Source organism: Peribacillus sp. SRI_006 (assembly GCF_057586375.1).
Genome location: NZ_JBYCZT010000001.1, coordinates 256,009 through 275,301, shown reverse-complemented (window position 1 = coordinate 275,301; position 19,293 = coordinate 256,009). Strand labels below are relative to the sequence as shown.

The 19,293-nt window shown below is 44.6% G+C and carries 19 protein-coding genes; 2 read left to right on the top strand and 17 right to left on the bottom strand.

The features are described from left to right. Nucleotides 1-233: 233 nt before the first annotated feature. Nucleotides 234-1,370 (bottom strand): endolytic transglycosylase MltG, encoded by a 1,137-nt coding sequence (gene mltG / locus AC2YHV_RS01285; RefSeq protein ID WP_487372455.1) that lies wholly within the window; start codon nt 1,368-1,370, stop codon nt 234-236. Nucleotides 1,371-2,065: 695 nt separating this feature from the next. Between mltG and AC2YHV_RS01280 the strand changes: the two genes are divergently transcribed. Then, nucleotides 2,066-2,221 carry a hypothetical protein gene (locus tag AC2YHV_RS01280; RefSeq protein WP_487372454.1) on the top strand — a complete coding sequence of 52 codons (156 nt, stop codon included), beginning with the start codon at nt 2,066-2,068 and terminating at the stop codon, nt 2,219-2,221. A gap of 277 nt (nt 2,222-2,498) precedes the next feature. Here the strand turns inward: AC2YHV_RS01280 and AC2YHV_RS01275 are convergent, their stop codons facing one another. The 14 genes from AC2YHV_RS01275 to cymR all read right to left on the bottom strand — a co-directional run bounded on the left by AC2YHV_RS01275 (nt 2,499) and on the right by cymR (nt 16,260). Further along, on the bottom strand, nt 2,499-2,789 hold the full coding sequence (locus AC2YHV_RS01275) for a DUF1292 domain-containing protein (RefSeq protein WP_034308630.1): 291 nt from the start codon (nt 2,787-2,789) through the stop codon (nt 2,499-2,501). Nucleotides 2,790-2,800: 11 nt separating this feature from the next. Further along, complete coding sequence (gene ruvX, locus AC2YHV_RS01270; protein ID WP_034308633.1) at nt 2,801-3,226, bottom strand: Holliday junction resolvase RuvX; 426 nt, start codon at nt 3,224-3,226, stop codon at nt 2,801-2,803. Next, a complete protein-coding gene (locus AC2YHV_RS01265; protein ID WP_034311358.1) occupies nt 3,226-3,495 on the bottom strand; it encodes an IreB family regulatory phosphoprotein in 270 nt (89 codons plus the stop codon). Before AC2YHV_RS01265 ends, ruvX begins: the two co-directional genes overlap by 1 nt. A 65-nt stretch (nt 3,496-3,560) precedes the next feature. Continuing rightward, a complete protein-coding gene (gene alaS, locus AC2YHV_RS01260; protein ID WP_268565104.1) occupies nt 3,561-6,197 on the bottom strand; it encodes an alanine--tRNA ligase in 2,637 nt (878 codons plus the stop codon). Between the two features lie 310 nt (nt 6,198-6,507). Further along, complete coding sequence (locus AC2YHV_RS01255; RefSeq protein ID WP_487372453.1) at nt 6,508-7,584, bottom strand: AI-2E family transporter; 1,077 nt, start codon at nt 7,582-7,584, stop codon at nt 6,508-6,510. Between the two features lie 226 nt (nt 7,585-7,810). After that, entirely contained in the window at nt 7,811-8,026 is a 216-nt protein-coding gene (locus tag AC2YHV_RS01250; protein WP_034311361.1) for a hypothetical protein, read from the bottom strand. Then, entirely contained in the window at nt 8,016-8,474 is a 459-nt protein-coding gene (locus tag AC2YHV_RS01245) for a PRC-barrel domain-containing protein (protein WP_487372452.1), read from the bottom strand. Before AC2YHV_RS01245 ends, AC2YHV_RS01250 begins: the two co-directional genes overlap by 11 nt. Before the next feature lie 363 nt (nt 8,475-8,837). Then, nucleotides 8,838-9,608 (bottom strand): TPM domain-containing protein, encoded by a 771-nt coding sequence (locus AC2YHV_RS01240; RefSeq protein WP_487372451.1) that lies wholly within the window; start codon nt 9,606-9,608, stop codon nt 8,838-8,840. After that, on the bottom strand, nt 9,608-10,177 hold the full coding sequence (locus AC2YHV_RS01235) for a LemA family protein (RefSeq protein WP_372464783.1): 570 nt from the start codon (nt 10,175-10,177) through the stop codon (nt 9,608-9,610). The genes AC2YHV_RS01240 and AC2YHV_RS01235 overlap by 1 nt, the downstream gene beginning before the upstream one ends. Nucleotides 10,178-10,259: 82 nt before the next feature. Then, nucleotides 10,260-12,665, bottom strand: coding sequence for an SF1B family DNA helicase RecD2 (gene recD2 / locus AC2YHV_RS01230; protein ID WP_487372450.1), 2,406 nt, complete (start codon nt 12,663-12,665; stop codon nt 10,260-10,262). A gap of 36 nt (nt 12,666-12,701) precedes the next feature. Beyond that, entirely contained in the window at nt 12,702-13,367 is a 666-nt protein-coding gene (locus AC2YHV_RS01225; RefSeq protein WP_487372449.1) for a tetratricopeptide repeat protein, read from the bottom strand. Nucleotides 13,368-13,488: 121 nt separating this feature from the next. Continuing rightward, entirely contained in the window at nt 13,489-14,604 is a 1,116-nt protein-coding gene (gene mnmA, locus AC2YHV_RS01220) for a tRNA 2-thiouridine(34) synthase MnmA (RefSeq protein WP_370021581.1), read from the bottom strand. A gap of 30 nt (nt 14,605-14,634) precedes the next feature. Next, nucleotides 14,635-15,780: a cysteine desulfurase family protein gene (locus tag AC2YHV_RS01215; RefSeq protein WP_487372448.1), complete on the bottom strand. Its 1,146-nt coding sequence runs from the start codon at nt 15,778-15,780 to the stop codon at nt 14,635-14,637. Nucleotides 15,781-15,840: 60 nt separating this feature from the next. Beyond that, on the bottom strand, nt 15,841-16,260 hold the full coding sequence (gene cymR, locus AC2YHV_RS01210) for a cysteine metabolism transcriptional regulator CymR (protein ID WP_034308657.1): 420 nt from the start codon (nt 16,258-16,260) through the stop codon (nt 15,841-15,843). 327 nt (nt 16,261-16,587) lie between these two features. Between cymR and AC2YHV_RS01205 the strand changes: the two genes are divergently transcribed. Then, complete coding sequence (locus tag AC2YHV_RS01205) at nt 16,588-17,859, top strand: replication-associated recombination protein A (protein WP_194719339.1); 1,272 nt, start codon at nt 16,588-16,590, stop codon at nt 17,857-17,859. A gap of 446 nt (nt 17,860-18,305) precedes the next feature. Here AC2YHV_RS01205 and AC2YHV_RS01200 read toward each other — a convergent pair whose 3' ends face one another. Next, nucleotides 18,306-18,710, bottom strand: coding sequence for a hypothetical protein (locus AC2YHV_RS01200; protein WP_487372447.1), 405 nt, complete (start codon nt 18,708-18,710; stop codon nt 18,306-18,308). Between the two features lie 191 nt (nt 18,711-18,901). Next, nucleotides 18,902-19,168 (bottom strand): hypothetical protein, encoded by a 267-nt coding sequence (locus tag AC2YHV_RS01195; protein WP_487372446.1) that lies wholly within the window; start codon nt 19,166-19,168, stop codon nt 18,902-18,904. Nucleotides 19,169-19,293 lie beyond the last annotated feature (125 nt).

The following is a 19,293-nucleotide window of genomic DNA, read 5'->3' as shown; positions in this document are numbered from 1 at the left end:
AACAAAAGCGCTTGGTCAGTAACATGAAAAAATTGATTGAACAATTTCTTCACAAGGAGCTGAAACAAGTATGCTTGACGATCTACATTTCCTTATCTTTCAAAATAAAACCCGGCATTCGCCGAGTTACGTCACCGATAAGAATCGGATCAAAAATTCACTTGTACTATTCTATCATAAAAACAAGGGGAAAGTAATATCTCTCCCCCCTCGGTGTCCTTGCATTTTTTTATTTATTTATTGGAAATATGCTCTGCCTTTTTGTTATTGTGGTCATCCAAGGTCTTGGAGTAAAGGACTTCCCCTTCAGGTGTTGCCAAAAAGTACAGGTAATCCGTTTTCTCAGGTTTCAATACCGCATCGATCGATGTCGTTCCGGCATTTGCAATCGGCCCTGGCGGAAGCCCCTTGTTCTTATACGTATTATAAGGGGATTTCACCTCAAGGTCTTTATAATACACCCTGCTCTTATGTGAACCCTTCGCATACAAAACGGTCGGATCCGTTTGAAGCGGCATACCTTCCTTAATACGATTGTAAAAGACGGAAGCTATCTTTCCGCGATCGACTTGTGCCGTCGCCTCTTCTTCGACAAGCGAAGCGAAGGTCAGCATCTCGTGTACGGAATAATCGTTCTTATCCATTTGGCCCTCGTAAGCCTGCAAAGTCTCTTCGGTTTTCTTCAGCATCTCGATGACGATTGACTCCAGGGTCGGCTTTTCTTCATAAAAGTCATAAGTAGCTGGGAAAAGGTACCCTTCCAGCGGATATAAAACCTTTTCATTTTCAATTTCCGAGGTCAATAGCTGCGGAAATTGCTCTTGCATGGAATTAACGAACTTCTTATCATTCAATTTCTTGAAGACCTTTTTCGGATCTTCACCCGTCTTCCCCGCGATGATATCGGCAATTTGGCTTAGCTGCTTCCCTTCAGGAATCGTTATCTTCATTGCCGCTTCCTTCATGAGTTTCCCGGTTTTGATGCTTGTGACAATATCTTCAATCGGCATCGAAGGTGATAATTTATACTCCCCTGCCTGAAAACCGGATTCATTGCGGAATTTAATATAATATTTGAATACGCGTGCGTCCTTGATTATTCCCTGCTCTTCAAGCAGCGTTGAAATTCCGTTAACGGATGAACCGATCGGGATTTTCACTTTCTTGATGGTGTCATCATCCGGATCGACTGGTTTCATGGCTGAGTTGATATATAAAAAGCCCACAAGACCAACTATCCCAATTAGTAAAATAAGCGAAGCGATCGTAATCATGATGATTTTACGAACCAGCTTGGCTTCTCCTTGCTGTTCTAACAATTTCATTTGGATATGTTCCTTTTTAGATAGATTTTTATCTTTTTCATCCATGTTTATTCCCCCTGCAAACTCACACCAACTACAGATTGGTTTCTAGATGATGCTTTTCTCTAATTAATCTTTGCTTCGAACATTATACTAAAATCAACAAATAATTACATGTTTTTTGCAAAACTACATTCATCAATACTCTATTTATGGCAAAAATGCACTAGTTTTGTCAATATACAGGTATTATTTAATAGGAAAATGGTGATATCTTTGTCTACAGTTTTTTTGAGGGCATATTGATTTCCGCTCGAGGCATTCCCTTTGACGCGTTTTTCCCGCAGAGACCCGCTACCTTACTCCCCAATCAACTATTTATTAACTTAGAAACCATACTCGAGGAGTTGATGGTGCTGCTTGGGGTCAGTTGGTTCGGGAACATCATTTGATGAAAGATATGTTTCCGAACTCCTTTTGCCCACAGTCTTTTTATGGCTTGTACAATTTAGACGTTGATTTACGCTCCAGGGACTCGCTTTCCGCGGGCGGTCCGCCCTCGGCGCTTTTGCGCCTGTGGGGTCTCCCTTGGACACGTATTCCCGCAGGACTCTCGCACACCCGCTCCAATCAACTTTGTTTTAATTATTTACTCAGCTTAAAAATTTGTTCCCTGCATGTATTAGGCATTTCAAGAAATAGCAGGAATATTCATATAGGAATGCCATAATGATTTGAGGAAAAGGAAAGGTGTGGAGGAGTTGGATCAGTATTATTTTGTAGGTTGGGGGACATTGGCACTCATAAACGCCGGACTTGCTCAAGGGAAAAATAGAACGGCGCTGAACTGGTTCTTGCTATCATTATTTTTGGGTCCGTTCGCTACTTTTATGCTTTTATTCGCAAAGAAAAGATAAGGGGTTACTGGTACAAAAATGAAAAAACGATCTTCATGTCCACAGTTTATTATGGGTTTGTACAATTTGAACGTGATTTCCACTCCAGGTACTCGCTTTCCGCGGGCGGTGGTCCGCCCTCGGCGTAGACTCCTGTGGGGTCTCACCTGTCCCGCTGCTCCCGCAGGAGTCTCGCACTTCCGCTTCAATCAACCTAAAATAGTTTCGTTTTAAAAACAACAATCTTTACGAAAAGAGCCAAGAAAAAAACCGACCTTTAGGGGCCGGTTTTTTTCTTTTATTCTTCTTCCGCTTCTTCTTGGTCTAGGAATGTATTTAACATTTCTTCGACAAGATCCCACTCTTCTTCTGTTTCGATCGGTGTAAGTTCACCATCTTTATTATCTTCGCTCGGTACGAATGATGAAGCGTGGATTTCAATTTCTTCCTCTTCATCTTCTGCAGACATCGGATAGTAAAGTACATAAGATTTGTTGAATTTATCTGAGTCGAATGTGAAAAGGATTTCGCAAAGCTGCTCGTTTCCGTTTTCATCTACTACTGTAATGTTGTTTTCGCCGTGTTCCATTTGTATTCACCTCATATTGAATTTGTTTGTCTGTCCAAGAATCCTTGCAGAATCATGACAGCTGCCATTTTATCAATGACTTTCTTGCGTTTGCTTCGGCTCACGTCCGCCTCAAGAAGGACACGTTCAGCCGCCATAGTTGTCAACCGTTCATCCCAGAGAAACACCGGCAGCTTGAATTTGTTTTCTAATCGTTTAGCGAAATCTTGGCTGATCTCGCCTCGCGGTCCAACAGTCCCATTCATGTTCTTAGGTAAACCGAGGACAATTTTAGAAACATCATGCTCTTTTATAATTTCATTGAGGCGTTTAAAGCCGAAGTCATTTCCAGCTTCATTAATTTTGATCGTTTCCAATCCTTGTGCAGTCCAGCCCATCGCGTCGCTCAAGGCGACGCCGATGGTTTTTGAACCTAAATCAAGTCCCATTGTGCGCATTAGTATTCCTCTCGATGGTTCTTAAGATACGATTTAACCAATTCTTCGATGATTTCATCGCGTTCAAGCTTACGAATAATGTTTCGAGCATCCATATGGCGCGGGATGTAGGCCGGGTCACCAGATAATAGATAACCGACAATCTGGTTTATCGGGTTATAACCTTTTTCCTGAAGTGCAACATACACTTGAGACAATACTTCTTGTACATCTCTTTCGAATGGTTCTTCGGGAAAATTAAATTTCATCGTTTTATCAAAGGAACTCATTAACATGCACCTCTCCTCAGCGTCCAAATCCACTATTACCTACATTGTACAACACTTTCCATTGATTATGAAATCGATAAGACCCATTCTTCAACAAAATTAAGTGCTGCATCCAATTTTTCAGGGTCTTTTCCGCCGGCTTGGGCCATATCTGGACGTCCGCCACCGCCACCGCCGCAACGGGAAGCAACTTCTTTGACCAATTTACCAGCATGGAAACCGCGGTCGATGTAATCCTTCGTCACCCCGGCAATCAAATTGACTTTATCGCCTTGGGCAGAGCCTAATACGATAATGACAGAATCGAGCTTTTGTTTCAAATCATCCGCCATGGCACGCAGATTATTCATGTCGGTAGCTTGAACCTTCGCCACCAATACTTGAACCCCATTTACGTCTTTTACGTTAGAAACAAGACTGCTTGCTTCAATATTACTTAATTTTGCAGTAAGGCTTTCATTCTCGCGATGAAGATCCTTCACTTCAGCCAGTACCGTTTCGATTCTTGAAGGTACGTCTTTCAAGTTCGTTTTCAATTTTGCAGCCGCGTCCTTCAGGACACCGATTTGATCGGTCATCAATTTGTACGCCCCAGCACCCGTTACCGCTTCTATACGGCGAGTTCCTGCACCGATGCCGCTTTCGGAAACGATTTTGAACAAGCCGATCACCGCTGTATTCGGAACGTGGACACCGCCGCAAAGTTCCAAGCTGTAATCGCCTATTTGAACGACACGTACAATCTTGCCGTATTTTTCGCCGAACAAGGCCATTGCGCCCATAGCCTTTGCTTCTTCGATGTTTTTATAATCCGTATTCACTTGTAAGCTTTGCCAAATCTTTTCATTTACAATCGTTTCGATTTGTTCAATCTCTTCCGCCGTTATCTGGCCAAAATGAGAGAAATCGAAGCGAAGGCGCTCAGCCTGTACGAGTGAACCCGCTTGGTTGACATGTGTACCAAGCACATCTTTCAACGCCTGATGCAAAAGGTGTGTCGCTGTATGGTTTTTCGTGATATGGATGCGATTTTCTTGATTTACCGCAGCAACGATATGGGAATCTGCTGTTAATGTGCCGGCAGTAACTGCTACACGGTGCAGATTTTGGCCATTAGGAGCTTTTTGGACATCAAGGACATCAACCTTCACCGATTCACTGGCCATCGTTCCTATATCGGCTATTTGTCCGCCGCTTTCCGCGTAGAAAGGAGTCTTGTCCAGTATCACTTGAACTTCTTCTCCTTCTTGTGCCTCCGTTACAAGCTCGCCATTTTGTATGATGGCAGCAACTTTGGCTTCAACAGCAACTTGATCATATCCGACAAATTCACTTTCAACTTTAATATCGCCCAATACCCCGCCTTGGATTTGCATGGAATCAACATCTTGACGCGCTGAACGGGCACGTTCACGTTGAGCATCCATCTCTTTTTCAAATCCAGCTTGATCGACCGCCATGCCTTCTTCTTCTGCATACTCTTCCGTTAACTCAATCGGGAAACCATATGTGTCATATAAACGGAATGCATCGCTGCCCGGAATGGTCGTATTGCCTTTTTCCTTTTCCTTTTTAATGACTTCAGAAAGGATGGACAGTCCATCATTCAGGGTTTCATGGAAACGTTCCTCTTCATTTTTGATTACTTTTGCAATGAATTCTTTATTCTTGAGGACTTCAGGATAGAAGTCTTTCATGATTTCACCAACGACCGTCACAAGCTCGAACATGAATGGTCGGTTGATGTTGATTTGCTTAGCATATCGAACCGCTCTGCGAAGTAAACGGCGCAATACATAACCGCGGCCTTCGTTGGATGGAAGAGCCCCGTCACCAACTGCAAAGGCTACCGTACGAATATGGTCGGCTATGACTTTGAATGCCACATCTTTTTCTGAATCAACACCATATTTCACATCGGATATCTCTTCGACTGCGCGGATGATTGGCATGAATAAATCTGTATCATAGTTCGTCGCCACATCTTGAACGACGGAAGCCATACGCTCAAGGCCCATCCCTGTATCGATATTTTTCTTTGGAAGCGGTGTGTAAGAACCGTCCGGATTATGGTTGAATTGAGAAAATACAAGATTCCATACTTCCAAATGACGTTCATTTTCCCCGCCTGGATATAGTTCCGGATCATTCGGATCATCGCCATATGCTGGTCCGCGGTCATAGAAAATCTCCGTATTCGGACCGCTTGGACCTTCCCCGATATCCCAGAAGTTTTCTTCCAGGCGAATGATCCTTTCAGCAGGTACACCGATTTTCTTATTCCAAAGTTCGAATGCTTCATCATCTTCAGGATGGATCGTCACAGCCAATTTATCTTTGTCGAACCCAATCCATTTTTCATCGGTCAAAAATTCCCATGCCCATGTAATGGCTTCTTCTTTGAAATATTCACCAATGGAGAAGTTTCCGAGCATTTCGAAAAACGTATGATGACGTGCCGTTTTCCCCACGTTTTCGATATCGTTTGTACGGATCGCCTTTTGAGCATTCGTAATCCTTGGATTTTCAGGAATCACCCGTCCATCAAAATATTTCTTTAACGTCGCCACCCCGGAATTGATCCAAAGCAATGATGGATCTTCATGAGGAACCAATGACGCACTTGGTTCGATGTTATGTCCTTTTTCACTAAAAAAGTCTAAATACATTTGGCGGATTTGAGCACCAGTTAAATACTTCATATATATATCCTCCTTTTAAAAATTATGTAATTTTGAGCACACAAAAAACCCCCATCCCAAAAACAGGGACGAGAGTTGACTCGCGGTACCACCCTGATTATGGACGCAGGAATTGATCCCAGGTCCATCACCTTCATAAAAGCCTTAACGCGGCGTGACGGCAGGTATTAGCTGCTCTCAGGACTAGCTTTCTGCTGCTCTTCACCTGGCAGTCCCTTTCAGCCTGGGGGACCCCTCTCTTTAGATGGACTTCAGCATACTTCATCCTTCAACGAATTATCTTATGTTATGGATTATATTCACAAGACTTTTATTTGTCAATAAGGGGCGGCTTCTTTCTAAAGTGAACGCGGGCATGAAGTACAAAAACTTTCAACACAGCCAAGATGGGAATCGAAACGACCATGCCGAAGATACCGCCTATTTCGCCTCCGGCTAATAATGCAAGCATGATGAACAGCGGATGCATATGAAGGCTTTTACCGACTATTAGCGGAGACAGAATATTTCCTTCGAGAAATTGAAGGACAAGCACGATGACCGCGATGATCAACACCATTTTCACTGACATTGTCGCGGCAATGACCACAGCAGGAATGGCCCCAATAATCGGTCCGAAATACGGAATCACATTCGTTATTCCGATTATCGCCCCCAAAAGAAGCGGATATTTCATTCCGGCTATCCAGAAGAGCAGCGAGGAAATCAAGCCGATCACGACACAGACGATGATTTGTCCGCGGATATAGCCTCCAAGCGATGCATCGACATCACGGACGAATGCCCGTCCCTGATTGCGCCATTTTTTCGGGGTCATATACCATGCCATTTTTTTTAAAACGGTGAAATCTTTCAGGATATAAAAAGCAATGAATGGAATCAACGCTATCAGGACGATGAAATCAATCATCTTCATTGCATACTCCATCGCCTTTTCCGGTATACGCTTCAGCCACCCTTCGAAAAGGGTGACACCCTCTTCGAATCTTTCATGAATTCCGAACGGCCAGGCCGCCGTTTGATGATTGAGCTTATCAATACTGCCCCGGTACTGTTCAACCAGTTCCGGCACGCTTTCCGACAGCTCGCGAACCTGGCTGACGATCACTGGAATCCCTTTATAAACGGCAAAACCGATCCCCCCGAAAAACAACAAATAGATGATCGTAATCGAAAGCCAGCGACGCATCCCTTTCTCATTCAAATATTCCACTACAGGGTGCAGCAAGTAACTGATGAACGCACCGACCAAAAAGGGCAGCAGCACCGTCACACATACAGTAACGGCAGGTCCCCACATGGGCTTAAGTTTCATAAAAATATAGATGACGAAAAATAAGAGCAATAAAAAACCCAGGCGATAAAACCACTTTAGCCGAATACTCACAATAAACACCCCCCGCTCATTTATTCTTCGAAAGGCGGAAGGTTTTCATACATAAAAAAGAGTGCCCTCATTATCAGGACACCCATTCCTGCTATAATAATGACTTTAATCTTTTGCGTATTTTCTTCATGTTCCGTTTGATCATCTTCGAGTTCATCAAGTCCGAACCCATATTCATTAGAGTATTGCGTGAACGTCTAGCCATTGCAAACACCTCTTCCGTTATTTACATACCGAAGCGGCGGTCATTTTCCTCAAACAAATCGTCCAATGAGCTTAAACTTCCATCTTCCTCGACTTGATGCGTATTGATGAGCCCTTCGGACAGAGTCATTTCAATAAAGCAATTCCAACAATAATATTGATTTACGCCAATCTTCCCAACATCTTTACTGCGGCAATTCGGACATTTAATTTCCAAAATGGACACCTCACTGTTCATAAACTGAAACAATGATGGTATCCTTCCCTAATGCAGGCGGCTGTTTTGATTCTATCACTGTCGACTCCGAGAAAAACCCATCCGTTGTTTCATACGCTATAATCGTGCCCATTTTTTCCTTGAAATATACATCCTGCAGTAAACCAAGTTCTTCGCCCATTTCTGAAAACAGCATGCGTCCCAATACTTCGTCCTTCGATAGGCAAATGGAATCCGCAGGCACTTTCCTTAAGGTTGAATCTTGGTGGCTGATGACGATCCCATCTGGACCGAATGAAGAAATATCGTCAAGTTTCAAATGAAAAGCTCTTTTGAACAATGCTTGCTGATGAACGACCAAGCCCGTTATCTGTCCCATTTCAGAAATTGATAAATCGTGGACCGTGCCGATTCTTTCTCCTTTGATTGTGAAAACCGGCATTCCTTTCAATAAAGAAAACGTCCGCAAGGTCATCCCGCCTTTCCGAACATTTTTATTATCTCTTTACTACTGAAAATAGATGTGCTGAAAGGTTTTCCATTGTTGGTCCGACACAGGGGCCATACATAAAAAAAGGCTGTTTTCACATACTTTGTTGCTATTTACCAGGTAGTGAGTTGTGGTTGATTTCCCCTCCAGATGCTCGCTTTCCTTGGTGCGGGCGGTGAGCCTCCTCGGCGTAAACGCCTGTGGGGTCTCACCTGTCCCGCTGCTCCCGCAGGAGTCTCGCACTTTCGCTCCAATCAACCTTAAATCGTTTCGTTTTAAAAACAACAATCTTTACGAAATGAGCCTAAAAAAAAGACCGGTTTCCCGGTCAGACCCACTGCTTTACCAGCCCCTGCTGGCACCTCCGCCCCCGGAACTTCCGCCGCCGCCGCCCCGTGGACCGCCGCTTCCGCCTCCACGGCCGCCGCCGCCGCGACTTATGAATATCAAAAGGATATTGATTAGCGTTTGAAGGAAAAACCCTTTAAAGAACTTGGCATCGAGGATGAATACGATGATGACGACGATGATAATGAGGAAAATCTGTAAACCAGATGGCTGAAAGGTTTCTGACTCGGGCTGAACGGAGAGATCTTGATAAAACTCGTCACCTAGGTTGTATTCTTTCGTGACGTCATTATATACAGCCTTATAGGTCTCCGTCAGGGCAACATCATATTTACCCTCTTTCAGCGCGGGGATAGCCACATCATCCAAAATCTGTCCAGATTTTATATCGGTGATGGCCCCTTCCAAACCGTACCCCACTTCAATACGGATTTTCTGTTCTTCCATGGCCAGCACGATGAGGACCCCATTGTTCAGCTCGGCATCACCAAGCTTGAATGATCTTAATGCCTCGACCGAGTACTCCTCGATCTCGGATCCTTCCATCGAATCAACCGTCAAAACGGAAATTTGTGCTTTTGTGGCATCATCCAATCGTTTCCCTAGTTCGATGAGTTCCGATTTTTCCTGATCATTCAGGACTCCGGCGAAGTCCTGAACATATATATCCCCCACTGGTTCAGGAATGTTAGGTTGTGCTGCGGCCACGTTTGCTAAACTGAACGTGAGAATGAAGAATAGCGCAAACACAGCGAGTTTTTTCATTATTTATCGCTCCCGAAATCAACCTTTGGCGTTTCTTTTTCTTGATCGGTCACTTCAAAATATGGTTTGGCATCGAACCCGAACGCTCCTGCCATCATATTCTTCGGAAAGCGTTTAATCATCTTATTATAGTTGGTAACTTCATCATTATAGTCTTTTCGTGCTACCGTCAGCCGATTTTCCGTGCCTTCCAAACTATCCATGAGGCCCTTAAAATTCTCATTGGCCTTTAAGTCCGGATAGTTCTCGACAACAACCAAAAGACGGCTCAAGGCCCCGCTCAATTCTTGATCGGCTTCAATTGCATCTTCGGTCGAATTGGCACCTGCCAGCTTCGAGCGTGCATCACTCACCGCTTTAATGGCTTCCGTTTCATGCGAGGCATAACCCTTCACCGTTTCAACAAGATTCGGAATCAAATCCGCTCTTCGTTTTAATTGGTTATCCACCTGTGACCATTTATTATCGACGTCTTCACTGGCACTAACAAGTCCGTTGTACGAAGATGCGCCATAAATGACCAGTAAAACGACAACGACTATCCCGATTATCCAACCTTTTTTCATCAAATCCCCCCTGCTTACATATAAGTTATATCCTTATTAGTTCCACCAAAACCATGAATTTTAAACAAAATCAATCAAAAAGTACCTACATAAAATCATATGGCGTGACATTCTCCATCCCGATCATCGGGTCAGCATGCATAAGAATATCAAGATAACTTGCCTCTTGATGCACCTCTCCCTTTTCAACCGGCATTTCTTCTTCACTCAAGATCTCCCTCAGCTTTTCACGCAAAGTCGTTTTCCGGCGCATCTCATCATTACGTTCGATCCCTAAACGGAATGCATCTTCTTCACCACATAGGATCAAGAAATTTTTACTGCGGGTAATCGCCGTATACAATAAATTACGGCGGAGCATCCGGTAATAACTTTTCACTACAGGTAAAATGACGATGGGGAATTCGCTTCCCTGCGACTTATGGATGGAGCAGCAATAGGCATGTGTGATCTGGTTCAAATCCTGCTTTGTGTAAGTCACTTCGATGCCTTCGAACGATATGATCACTTTATCGACAGAATCGGTATTTTCTTTAGCGAACAATATGGACACGATTTCCCCCATATCGCCATTAAAGACACCCTCCTCTGGCTGGTTCACCAGTTGAAGCACCTTATCTCCGGTTCTGTATATCACATCGCCGAATTTTATTTCCCGCCGCTTTTCATTCGCATTGCTATTGAACACTTCCTGAAGCATTTTATTCAGTGCATCAATTCCGGCAGGCCCTCTATACATGGGAGCCAGCACCTGTATATCTTTGGCCGTGAAGCCTTTCGTCCTGGCATTGGCAACCACTTTCTCGATCACTTGGGGGATTTGATTCGTTTGGCAGCGAATGAACGATCGATCTTCCTGCTGTTTCGTGACATCATCCGGAAGCCTTCCTTTTTTGATTTCATGGGCCAATTCAATGATCGATGACCCATCAGCTTGACGATATATATGTTCGAGACTGACAGTCGGTACACAATTCGATGCAAGCAAATCCTTTAAAACCTGCCCAGGTCCAACAGATGGCAGCTGATCTTCATCACCAACCAAAATCACCTGGACATTTTCCGGCAGAGCTTTAAACAATTGATGGGCCAGCCACGTATCCACCATCGAAACCTCATCGATGATCACGATACGGCCATCCAGCTGATTATCCTCATCATGGGAAAACCCGTCACTCCCGTTCCACCCCAGCAAACGGTGGATCGTGACTGCGGGGAGCCCCGTCGACTCGGCCATGCGTTTCGCGGCACGGCCAGTAGGAGCCGCAAGTACGAATGGAAAGGGATCGCTTCCTTCTTTTTTATAATCGTTAATGTCCATGGATACACCATGCAGCTCTGCATATAGCTCAACGATGCCTTTGATGACTGTCGTCTTACCGGTACCCGGTCCCCCAGTCAAGATTAACATCGGCGATTGCAAGGCTGTCTGGATCGCTTCCTTTTGGGCCGGGGCATAGGAAACATCCAGCCGCTCTTCCAGCTCCCCAAGTGCCAGCAAGAACTCCGATTCGGGGAACTGGTCCTCATACTCGGTTTGAGCAAGCAGCCGCTTGATGTTCATCACGATTCCCTTTTCCGAATAGAATAGCGAAGGCGGATAAATTCGTTGATCCTCGACAACGATTTTCCCCTCTTGCGTCAATTCGATTATTTCCGAGGAAATGTTGGTGAACTCAATGCGATCCCGTTTATTTTCCTCCAGCAGCCGTTTGACAGCTTCCAAAAGCTGCTCGGCTTCTATGTATATATTTCCGTCCTGGAGGCATTGGGATTCAAGCGTATACAAGCACGCAGCCTTGATTCGGTCGGGGTGGCTGCCGGAAATGCCCAGCTGATGCCCAAGCTCATCCGCCCGTCCAAACCCAATCCCTTCAATATCCTCTACGAGCTTATACGGATTACCCTGAACCATCGTGATCGTATCCTGCTTATACATTTGATAGATTTTCATCGACAGCTGCGGACCGAAGCCATATTGATTCAAGGCGATCATCACCTGCTCCAGACCTTGATGCTCGACTAATGTATCATAGAGGCCTTTTGCCTTTTCCCCTGATAGCTTCGGGATATCATCAAGCAGCGAAGGCTGAGCCAGAATTTTTGAAATGGCCTTATCACCCAGTGTCTCAACAATGCTTTCGGCTGTTTTTTTCCCAATGCCCTTGAAAAGGTCACCTGATAAATAACTGACGATGCCTTCCTTGGATTGAGGCAGATCCTTGCGAAAATGCTCTACATGGAATTGAAGGCCAAAACGCGGATGTTCCTTCATGGCCCCATAAAAAATATAGATCTCATCCTCATGCATCCTTGGAAAATAACCTGTTACGACCGCTTCCTTCTCTTCATAATCCAGATTCGTTTCATGCACACGAATTCTCACAACCGAGTACATATTTTCTTCATTATGAAAGATCGTCACTAAATGACTGCCTTTCATGAACTTTTTCTCTTCTGAAAACAAATCCAACGAATCTTGCTGGCTCAACTCTTCTCCCCACCTTTCCATGCATATGCTTTTTATTTACTCAGCATTCATTTCTTCCATCAGTTTCTTACCGTGCGCAGCAAGCATATGGTCAGGCTGTGCTTCCAAAGCCTTATCAAAATAACCCATCGCGGCTTTCGCATCCTCACGATACCCTGCAAACGCAACACCTAAATTATAATAAGCATCCGCATGGCCCGGATCCTGTTCCACAACTTTATTCAGCTGATCGATCAATTCATCATACAATTCCGCATTAGCAAGACATAACGCATATTGGAATCTTGCATCAACATCCTCAGGGCTCAGCTCCACCGTTCTCTGCAGATAAGGCATCGCCAATTTCGGTTGATCCAATGCCATCAATGTCAATCCAAGCATGAAGTAAGCATCGCTGTTATCCAGTCCCAGACGGATGGCCTTTTCAAACATATCCTTCGCTTCGACCAGTTTAGAATCGGATTCATAATATAAGTTTCCTAATGAATAGTACGCCGCTGCTGCATTTTCATCCAGCTCGATCGCCTTTTTGTAAAACTTGACCGCTTTATCCGTTTCACCAACGGCAGTCAATACATTCCCAAAGTTTATGTAAGCAACAGGCTCATTCGGATTTTCCTCGATCGCCTCATTAAAAACTTTCGCCGCTTCTTCGTATTTCCCTTGCTGCATAAATTCAATGCCTTGTTGATTCTTATCCATATCCATTCACACTCCATTTTTATATTAAAAAGTATAGCATAAGCCAGTGGTCGAATTCAGGCGGTCACCCGCAATCCAAAAGAAGTCCCCAACCGCAAACACAGCTGGGGACATGATTATTTTACCCTACGTAAGTCAGTTTTTCACCTTTTTTAAATACTTCATCAATCGTACCGCCGCCAAGGCACACTTCACCATCATAGAAGACGACTGCTTGTCCAGGTGTGATCGCACGGACTGGCTCGTCAAAGATGACTTCGACATCACCATTGTCCAAGACCTTCACCTTAACACCGCTATCGTCCTGACGGTACCTGAATTTTGCCGTGCATGTGAATTCATCGGCAGGCGCATGTTCCGCTACCCAGCTGACATTGACTGCACGAAGGGAATTGGAATAAAGCACATCATTATCAAAGCCTTGACACACATACAGTATATTGCGCTTCAAGTCTTTTCCCGCAACAAACCAAGGATCGCCGCTGCCGCCAATTCCCAGACCGTGACGCTGACCGATCGTGTAATACATCAATCCGTCATGCTTGCCCATTACCTTGCCATCCATCGTGACCATATCACCCGGCTGAGCTGGGAGGTAATTGCTTAAAAACTCTTTAAAATTGCGTTCACCGATAAAACAGATTCCTGTAGAATCTTTTTTCGTTGCCGTGGCAAGACCCGCTTCTTTCGCAATTTCACGGACTTCCTTCTTATCAATATGTCCAAGCGGAAACATGACTTTTTCCAACTGTTCTTGAGTAAGCTGGTTCAAGAAGTACGTTTGATCTTTATTATTATCGACACCGCGCAGCATTTTGTATTCGCCATCCCGGTATTCAACCTGTGCGTAATGACCTGTAGCCACATAGTCGGCACCAAGGCTTACCGCATGTTCAAGAAAAGCCTTGAACTTGATTTCCTTATTGCACATTACATCCGGATTCGGGGTACGGCCCGCTTTATACTCATCCAGGAAATAAGTGAAAACTTTATCCCAATACTGCTTCTCGAAATTGACCGCATAATAAGGGATGCCGATTTGATTACAAACGGCAATTACATCATTGTAATCTTCGGTTGCCGTACAGACTCCGTTTTCATCTGTATCATCCCAGTTCTTCATGAAAATCCCGACCACATCATAGCCTTGATTCTTCAATAGCAGGGCTGACACAGAAGAATCCACGCCTCCTGACATACCCACGACGACGCGGGTGTCCTGTGGTGCTTTTCTCATTCTGTCACCTCATTTATTTTAAAGTAAGAATTATCTTCTCACTAATCTATTAACGATTTTAACGGTGGTTTCTGCCGCCCGCCTTACTTCCTCTTCCGTGTTGTTCAGACCGAAGCTGAAACGGATCGAATTCTTCGTCCGCTCCGAATCTTTCCCGAACATCGCCACAAGCACATGCGACGGATCGATTGACCCGGCAGTACAAGCGGATCCGCTCGATACAGCAACACCTGCCAAGTCCATATTTACGAGCATCGATTCCACATTCGTACCCGGAAAACTAACATTCAGCAAATGCGGCAGCGACTGTTCCATGGATCCGTTAATTTCATATTGTACATCCGCCTCATCAAAGACGGCAAGCAATACGTCTTTGAAGCGCTTGTATTGCTCCTTTTTCTTTTCCATCGTGCTCTGTGCAATTGAAACAGCTTCTGAAAAACCGGCAATTGCCGGCACACTCTCCGTACCAGCACGGCGCTTGCGTTCTTGCTCCCCGCCATATAAATGCGGATTCAGCTTCAACCCTTCACGAATATAAAGAAAGCCAATTCCCTTGGGACCGTTGATTTTATGTGCGGATACACTCAGTAAATCCACACCCAGCTCACGAACGTCGATAGAGATCAAACCATATGCCTGAACCGCATCCGTATGGAAAATGGCTTGGTGATCTTTGAGCACCTGCCCTATTTCAGCAATCGGCTGGATCGTACCCACCTCATTATTGCCGAACATGACCGAAACCAAAATCGTGTCGTCCCTCAATGCCGCCTTTAAATCGGCAATTGAAATAAGCCCCGCCTCATTCACAGGTAAATATGTGACCTCAAAGCCAGACTTCTCAAGGTATTGGCAAGTATGCAAGACCGCATGATGCTCAATCTCCGTCGTAATGATGTGCTTCCCTTGTTCTTTATAAGCATTCGCAACACCAATGATCGCCGTATTATCAGCCTCGGTTCCACCGCTCGTGAAAATGATTTCATTCCGCCCGGCACCGATGCTCGCTGCAATACTCGAACGCGCCTCATCCAAAACATGCCGCGCCTCCCGTCCGAAAGCATGAATGCTCGACGGATTTCCGAAATCATTGCTCATGACCCTCATCATCACATCGATCACATTCGGATGCATCGGTGAAGTCGCAGCATGATCTAAATATATTCTGTCCACTTTTTTGTCGCCTCCATTAAAAAACGCAAGCGCCTACATAATAGGCGCATTGCTGATCAATTAAATATAGTACATATAAGAATCGATTTCACCCGTATCCTTGTAGCTCGCCAAATCCATAAGCGTCGTATTATCCAATACATCCTTCACGGCATCGCGAATCCTGATCCAAAGCTGACGCTTCACCGGCTCTTCATCCTCGATACCCTCAACAGGCGTAATCGGCCCTTCCAATACACGAATGACATCACCTGAAGTAATCTCCTGAGGATCTTTGGACAGGACATACCCGCCATATGCACCGCGGACACTCTTCACCAACCCCGCATTACGAAGCGGCGCAATCAACTGCTCCAAATAATGCTCCGACAAATTATGCGTCTGGGCAATCGATTTCAAACTCTTCGGGCCTTCTCCATAATGTTTAGCAAGCTCGATCATGATCGTCAAACCATAACGGCCTTTAGTAGATATCTTCATACATATACACCTCAAATTATTTATCCGTTTCTAAATTCTTTTGAAATTATAGCATATTCCCGCCGGAAATGCATTCACCCGCCCTTCCTTTGTCAAATTATCCTAATTGGAGAGGTAGGATAAGTGGAAATAAAGAATGAAATGTAAACCGATCGAGGGGCAGGATCGAATTATTCGCTCGTGAGGCTAGGTCGATTGATAAACCCTACATCGCACATTAAATCCCCATAGAGACTGCCATAATGGGAGATCACCCTCTTTTTATAGCATAATCAGCGCATTTCCCCCATCAGTTGTGATACCTTATATAAAAAGGAGAGGTGCGCAATGAATATTAAACCGCTTGCTTTCCGGATGCGGCCTCGATCGATTGATGAGATCATCGGGCAGGAGCATCTGGTCGGTGAAGGAAAAATTATCGCAAGGATGGTCAAAGCCAAGCAGCTTTCTTCCATGATCCTGTATGGTCCCCCGGGAATTGGCAAGACATCGATCGCAAGTGCGATTGCCGGAAGCACGAAGTTTGCGTTCCGGACGCTGAACGCAGTGACTAATAATAAAAAGGATATGGAAATCGTGGCAGCCGAAGCTAAAATGTCCGGTAAAGTGATTCTGCTGCTTGATGAGGTTCATCGGCTCGATAAGGCGAAGCAGGATTTCCTATTGCCTTATCTTGAAAACGGGATGATCACCCTGATCGGTGCAACGACCAGCAATCCCTATCATGCCATCAATCCGGCCATCAGAAGCCGGTGCCAGATTTTCGAGCTCAAATCATTGGTAACCGAGGATATAACCAAAGCGCTGGAACGGGCACTTCATGATGAAGAGCGGGGACTTGGTGCATATGAAACCGAGGTCAGCTTTGATGCCCTTACCCATTTCGCGACTGCTTCGAACGGAGATGTCCGCAGTGCCCTTAACGCACTTGAGCTCGCCGTCATTTCCACAGAACCCGATGAGTCCGGAACCATTCATATAGATCTGCAAATTGCCGAGGAATGCATGCAGAAAAAAAGCTTCTCGCATGACAAGGATGGAGATGCCCATTATGATGTCCTGTCCGCTTTCCAAAAATCAATTCGCGGCAGTGATGTGAATGCAGCCCTTCATTATTTGGGTCGCTTAGTCGAAGCCGGCGATCTTGTAAGCATCGCCCGCCGCTTGGTAGTCATCGCTTACGAAGACATAGCTCTTGCCAATCCCCAGGCTGGCCCCAGGGCCCTCGCTGCAGTCGAAGCCGCTGAACGACTCGGTTTTCCTGAAGCCCGGATTCCACTTGCCAACTCAGTGATCGAGTTATGCCTATCACCTAAATCGAACACGGCCATTGTCGCAATCGATGCAGCCCTATCAGACATTCGCAGCGGCCATAGCGGCGATGTACCAGATCATCTTAAGGATGCCCATTACAAAGGGGCCACAGAACTTGGCCGCGGCATCGACTACCTTTATCCGCATGACTACGAAAATGGCTGGGTGAAACAGCAATACTTACCGGACAAACTGCGCAGCAAAAAATATTACAAACCGAAAAAGAGCGGGAAATTTGAACAAGCACTTGCCTCGGTCTATGAAAATATCGAGAAAAAGAAATAACTCCGGATCACTTCAAATCCGGAGTTTTTTTATTGTGGGAAATAAAAACATTTAACATGCCTCATGTTGACAAAACTGCCTCCCAGTTTATTGGTTTGTAAACAGAAAAGTGTACAGCCACATTCCACTTCTATTAAAATCCGAACTGCATGAATCTTTCCAAAGAGTTCCAGTTCAATATATTGGCCATTATCCCGCAAAAAACCACCAGTAAACCATTGTGTTTTAATCATCCATAGGCAATATGTACAATTGTCAGCCAAACACTCCGGCTAGGTCCTTTCTTAAGAAACCGCTTAAGCTAAATTCCCTTTGAATTGCCTTGCTTGGCCAATTTTTCCCGTATCTAGTAAATGGATTACAATCCTAGCGTCAATTATGAGTCTAGCGGCATGTCCCTTTACAAAAGAAGGCACAACAACTCTTTGGTTGCTGTACCTGTATGGTCAATCTTCGTCTTTATAGATACCCTTCGATGCTTTAATCATATTTTCCAGCCACATTTTCTTAAATACATTCACACGACGAGGAGTGCCATTTTCCTCTCCCTCAGCTGAATTTTCAGTTTCTTCTTCTGCAGCCTCGGAAAGGATTTCATTTGAACTGCTTTCATCTGATGAACTTTCCGTTGAACTGCTTTCATCTGATGAGCTTTCCGTTGAACTGCTTTCATCTGATGAGCTTTCCGTTGAACTGCTTTCATCTGATGAGCTTTCCGTTGAGCTGCTTTCATCTGATGAACTTTCCGGTGAATCACTTTCGTACGATGAGCTTTCCGTTGAATCACTTTCGTACGAGGAACTTTCCGGTGAATCACTTTCGTACGATGAGCTTTCCGTTGTATATTCCATTTATTCTTTAACCTCCAAAATTTATTTATCCTCTAGGGATATCCGTACTGCATATATATGTTCCTACTTTCTAATAGGGACTTTGCTTATCACCCATTTTTAAGTAAATCTCCGTTCTAATTTAACTAGTTGTTAAATCTGATTAGCTTTCAGTTGAACTACTTTCATCATCTGATTGGCTTTCCGTTAACTCACCCTCGTCTGATGAGCACACTCTCATACGATGAGCTTTCCGTTGAATCACTCTCGTACGATGAGCTTTCCGCTGAATCACTCTCGTACGATGAGCTTTCCGCTGAATCACTTTCGTATGATGAACTTTCAGTTGAATCACATTCGTAAGATGAACTTTCCGCTGAATCACTTTCGTATGATGAACTTTCAGTTGAATCACATTCGTAAGATGAGCTTTCCGCTGAATCACTTTCGTATGATGAACTTTCAGTTGATAATTCCATTTGTGCTTAGCCTCCAAGACTTATTTATTCTTTAAGGATATCGTATTGCATATATATGCGCCTTCTTTCTTGGAGGGACTTTGCTTATCACCAATTTTGAAGGAACACTCTCCATCCATTTTAAA

Excerpts from the sequence above, each read along its gene's own strand:
- mltG (WP_487372455.1), bottom strand. The coding sequence starts at position 1,370 with ATGGATGAAAAAGATAAAAATCTATCTAAAAAGGAACATATCCAAATG.
- AC2YHV_RS01275 (WP_034308630.1), bottom strand. The coding sequence starts at position 2,789 with ATGGAACACGGCGAAAACAACATTACAGTAGTAGATGAAAACGGAAAC.
- ruvX (WP_034308633.1), bottom strand. The coding sequence starts at position 3,226 with ATGCGCACAATGGGACTTGATTTAGGTTCAAAAACCATCGGCGTCGCC.
- AC2YHV_RS01265 (WP_034311358.1), bottom strand. The coding sequence starts at position 3,495 with ATGAGTTCCTTTGATAAAACGATGAAATTTAATTTTCCCGAAGAACCA.
- alaS (WP_268565104.1), bottom strand. The coding sequence starts at position 6,197 with ATGAAGTATTTAACTGGTGCTCAAATCCGCCAAATGTATTTAGACTTT.
- AC2YHV_RS01250 (WP_034311361.1), bottom strand. The coding sequence starts at position 8,026 with ATGAACAGTGAGGTGTCCATTTTGGAAATTAAATGTCCGAATTGCCGC.
- AC2YHV_RS01240 (WP_487372451.1), bottom strand. The coding sequence starts at position 9,608 with ATGAAAAAACTCGCTGTGTTTGCGCTATTCTTCATTCTCACGTTCAGT.
- AC2YHV_RS01225 (WP_487372449.1), bottom strand. The coding sequence starts at position 13,367 with ATGGATAAGAATCAACAAGGCATTGAATTTATGCAGCAAGGGAAATAC.
- mnmA (WP_370021581.1), bottom strand. The coding sequence starts at position 14,604 with ATGAGAAAAGCACCACAGGACACCCGCGTCGTCGTGGGTATGTCAGGA.
- cymR (WP_034308657.1), bottom strand. The coding sequence starts at position 16,260 with ATGAAGATATCTACTAAAGGCCGTTATGGTTTGACGATCATGATCGAG.
- AC2YHV_RS01205 (WP_194719339.1), top strand. The coding sequence starts at position 16,588 with ATGAATATTAAACCGCTTGCTTTCCGGATGCGGCCTCGATCGATTGAT.
- AC2YHV_RS01200 (WP_487372447.1), bottom strand. The coding sequence starts at position 18,710 with ATGGAATATACAACGGAAAGCTCATCGTACGAAAGTGATTCACCGGAA.
- AC2YHV_RS01195 (WP_487372446.1), bottom strand. The coding sequence starts at position 19,168 with ATGGAATTATCAACTGAAAGTTCATCATACGAAAGTGATTCAGCGGAA.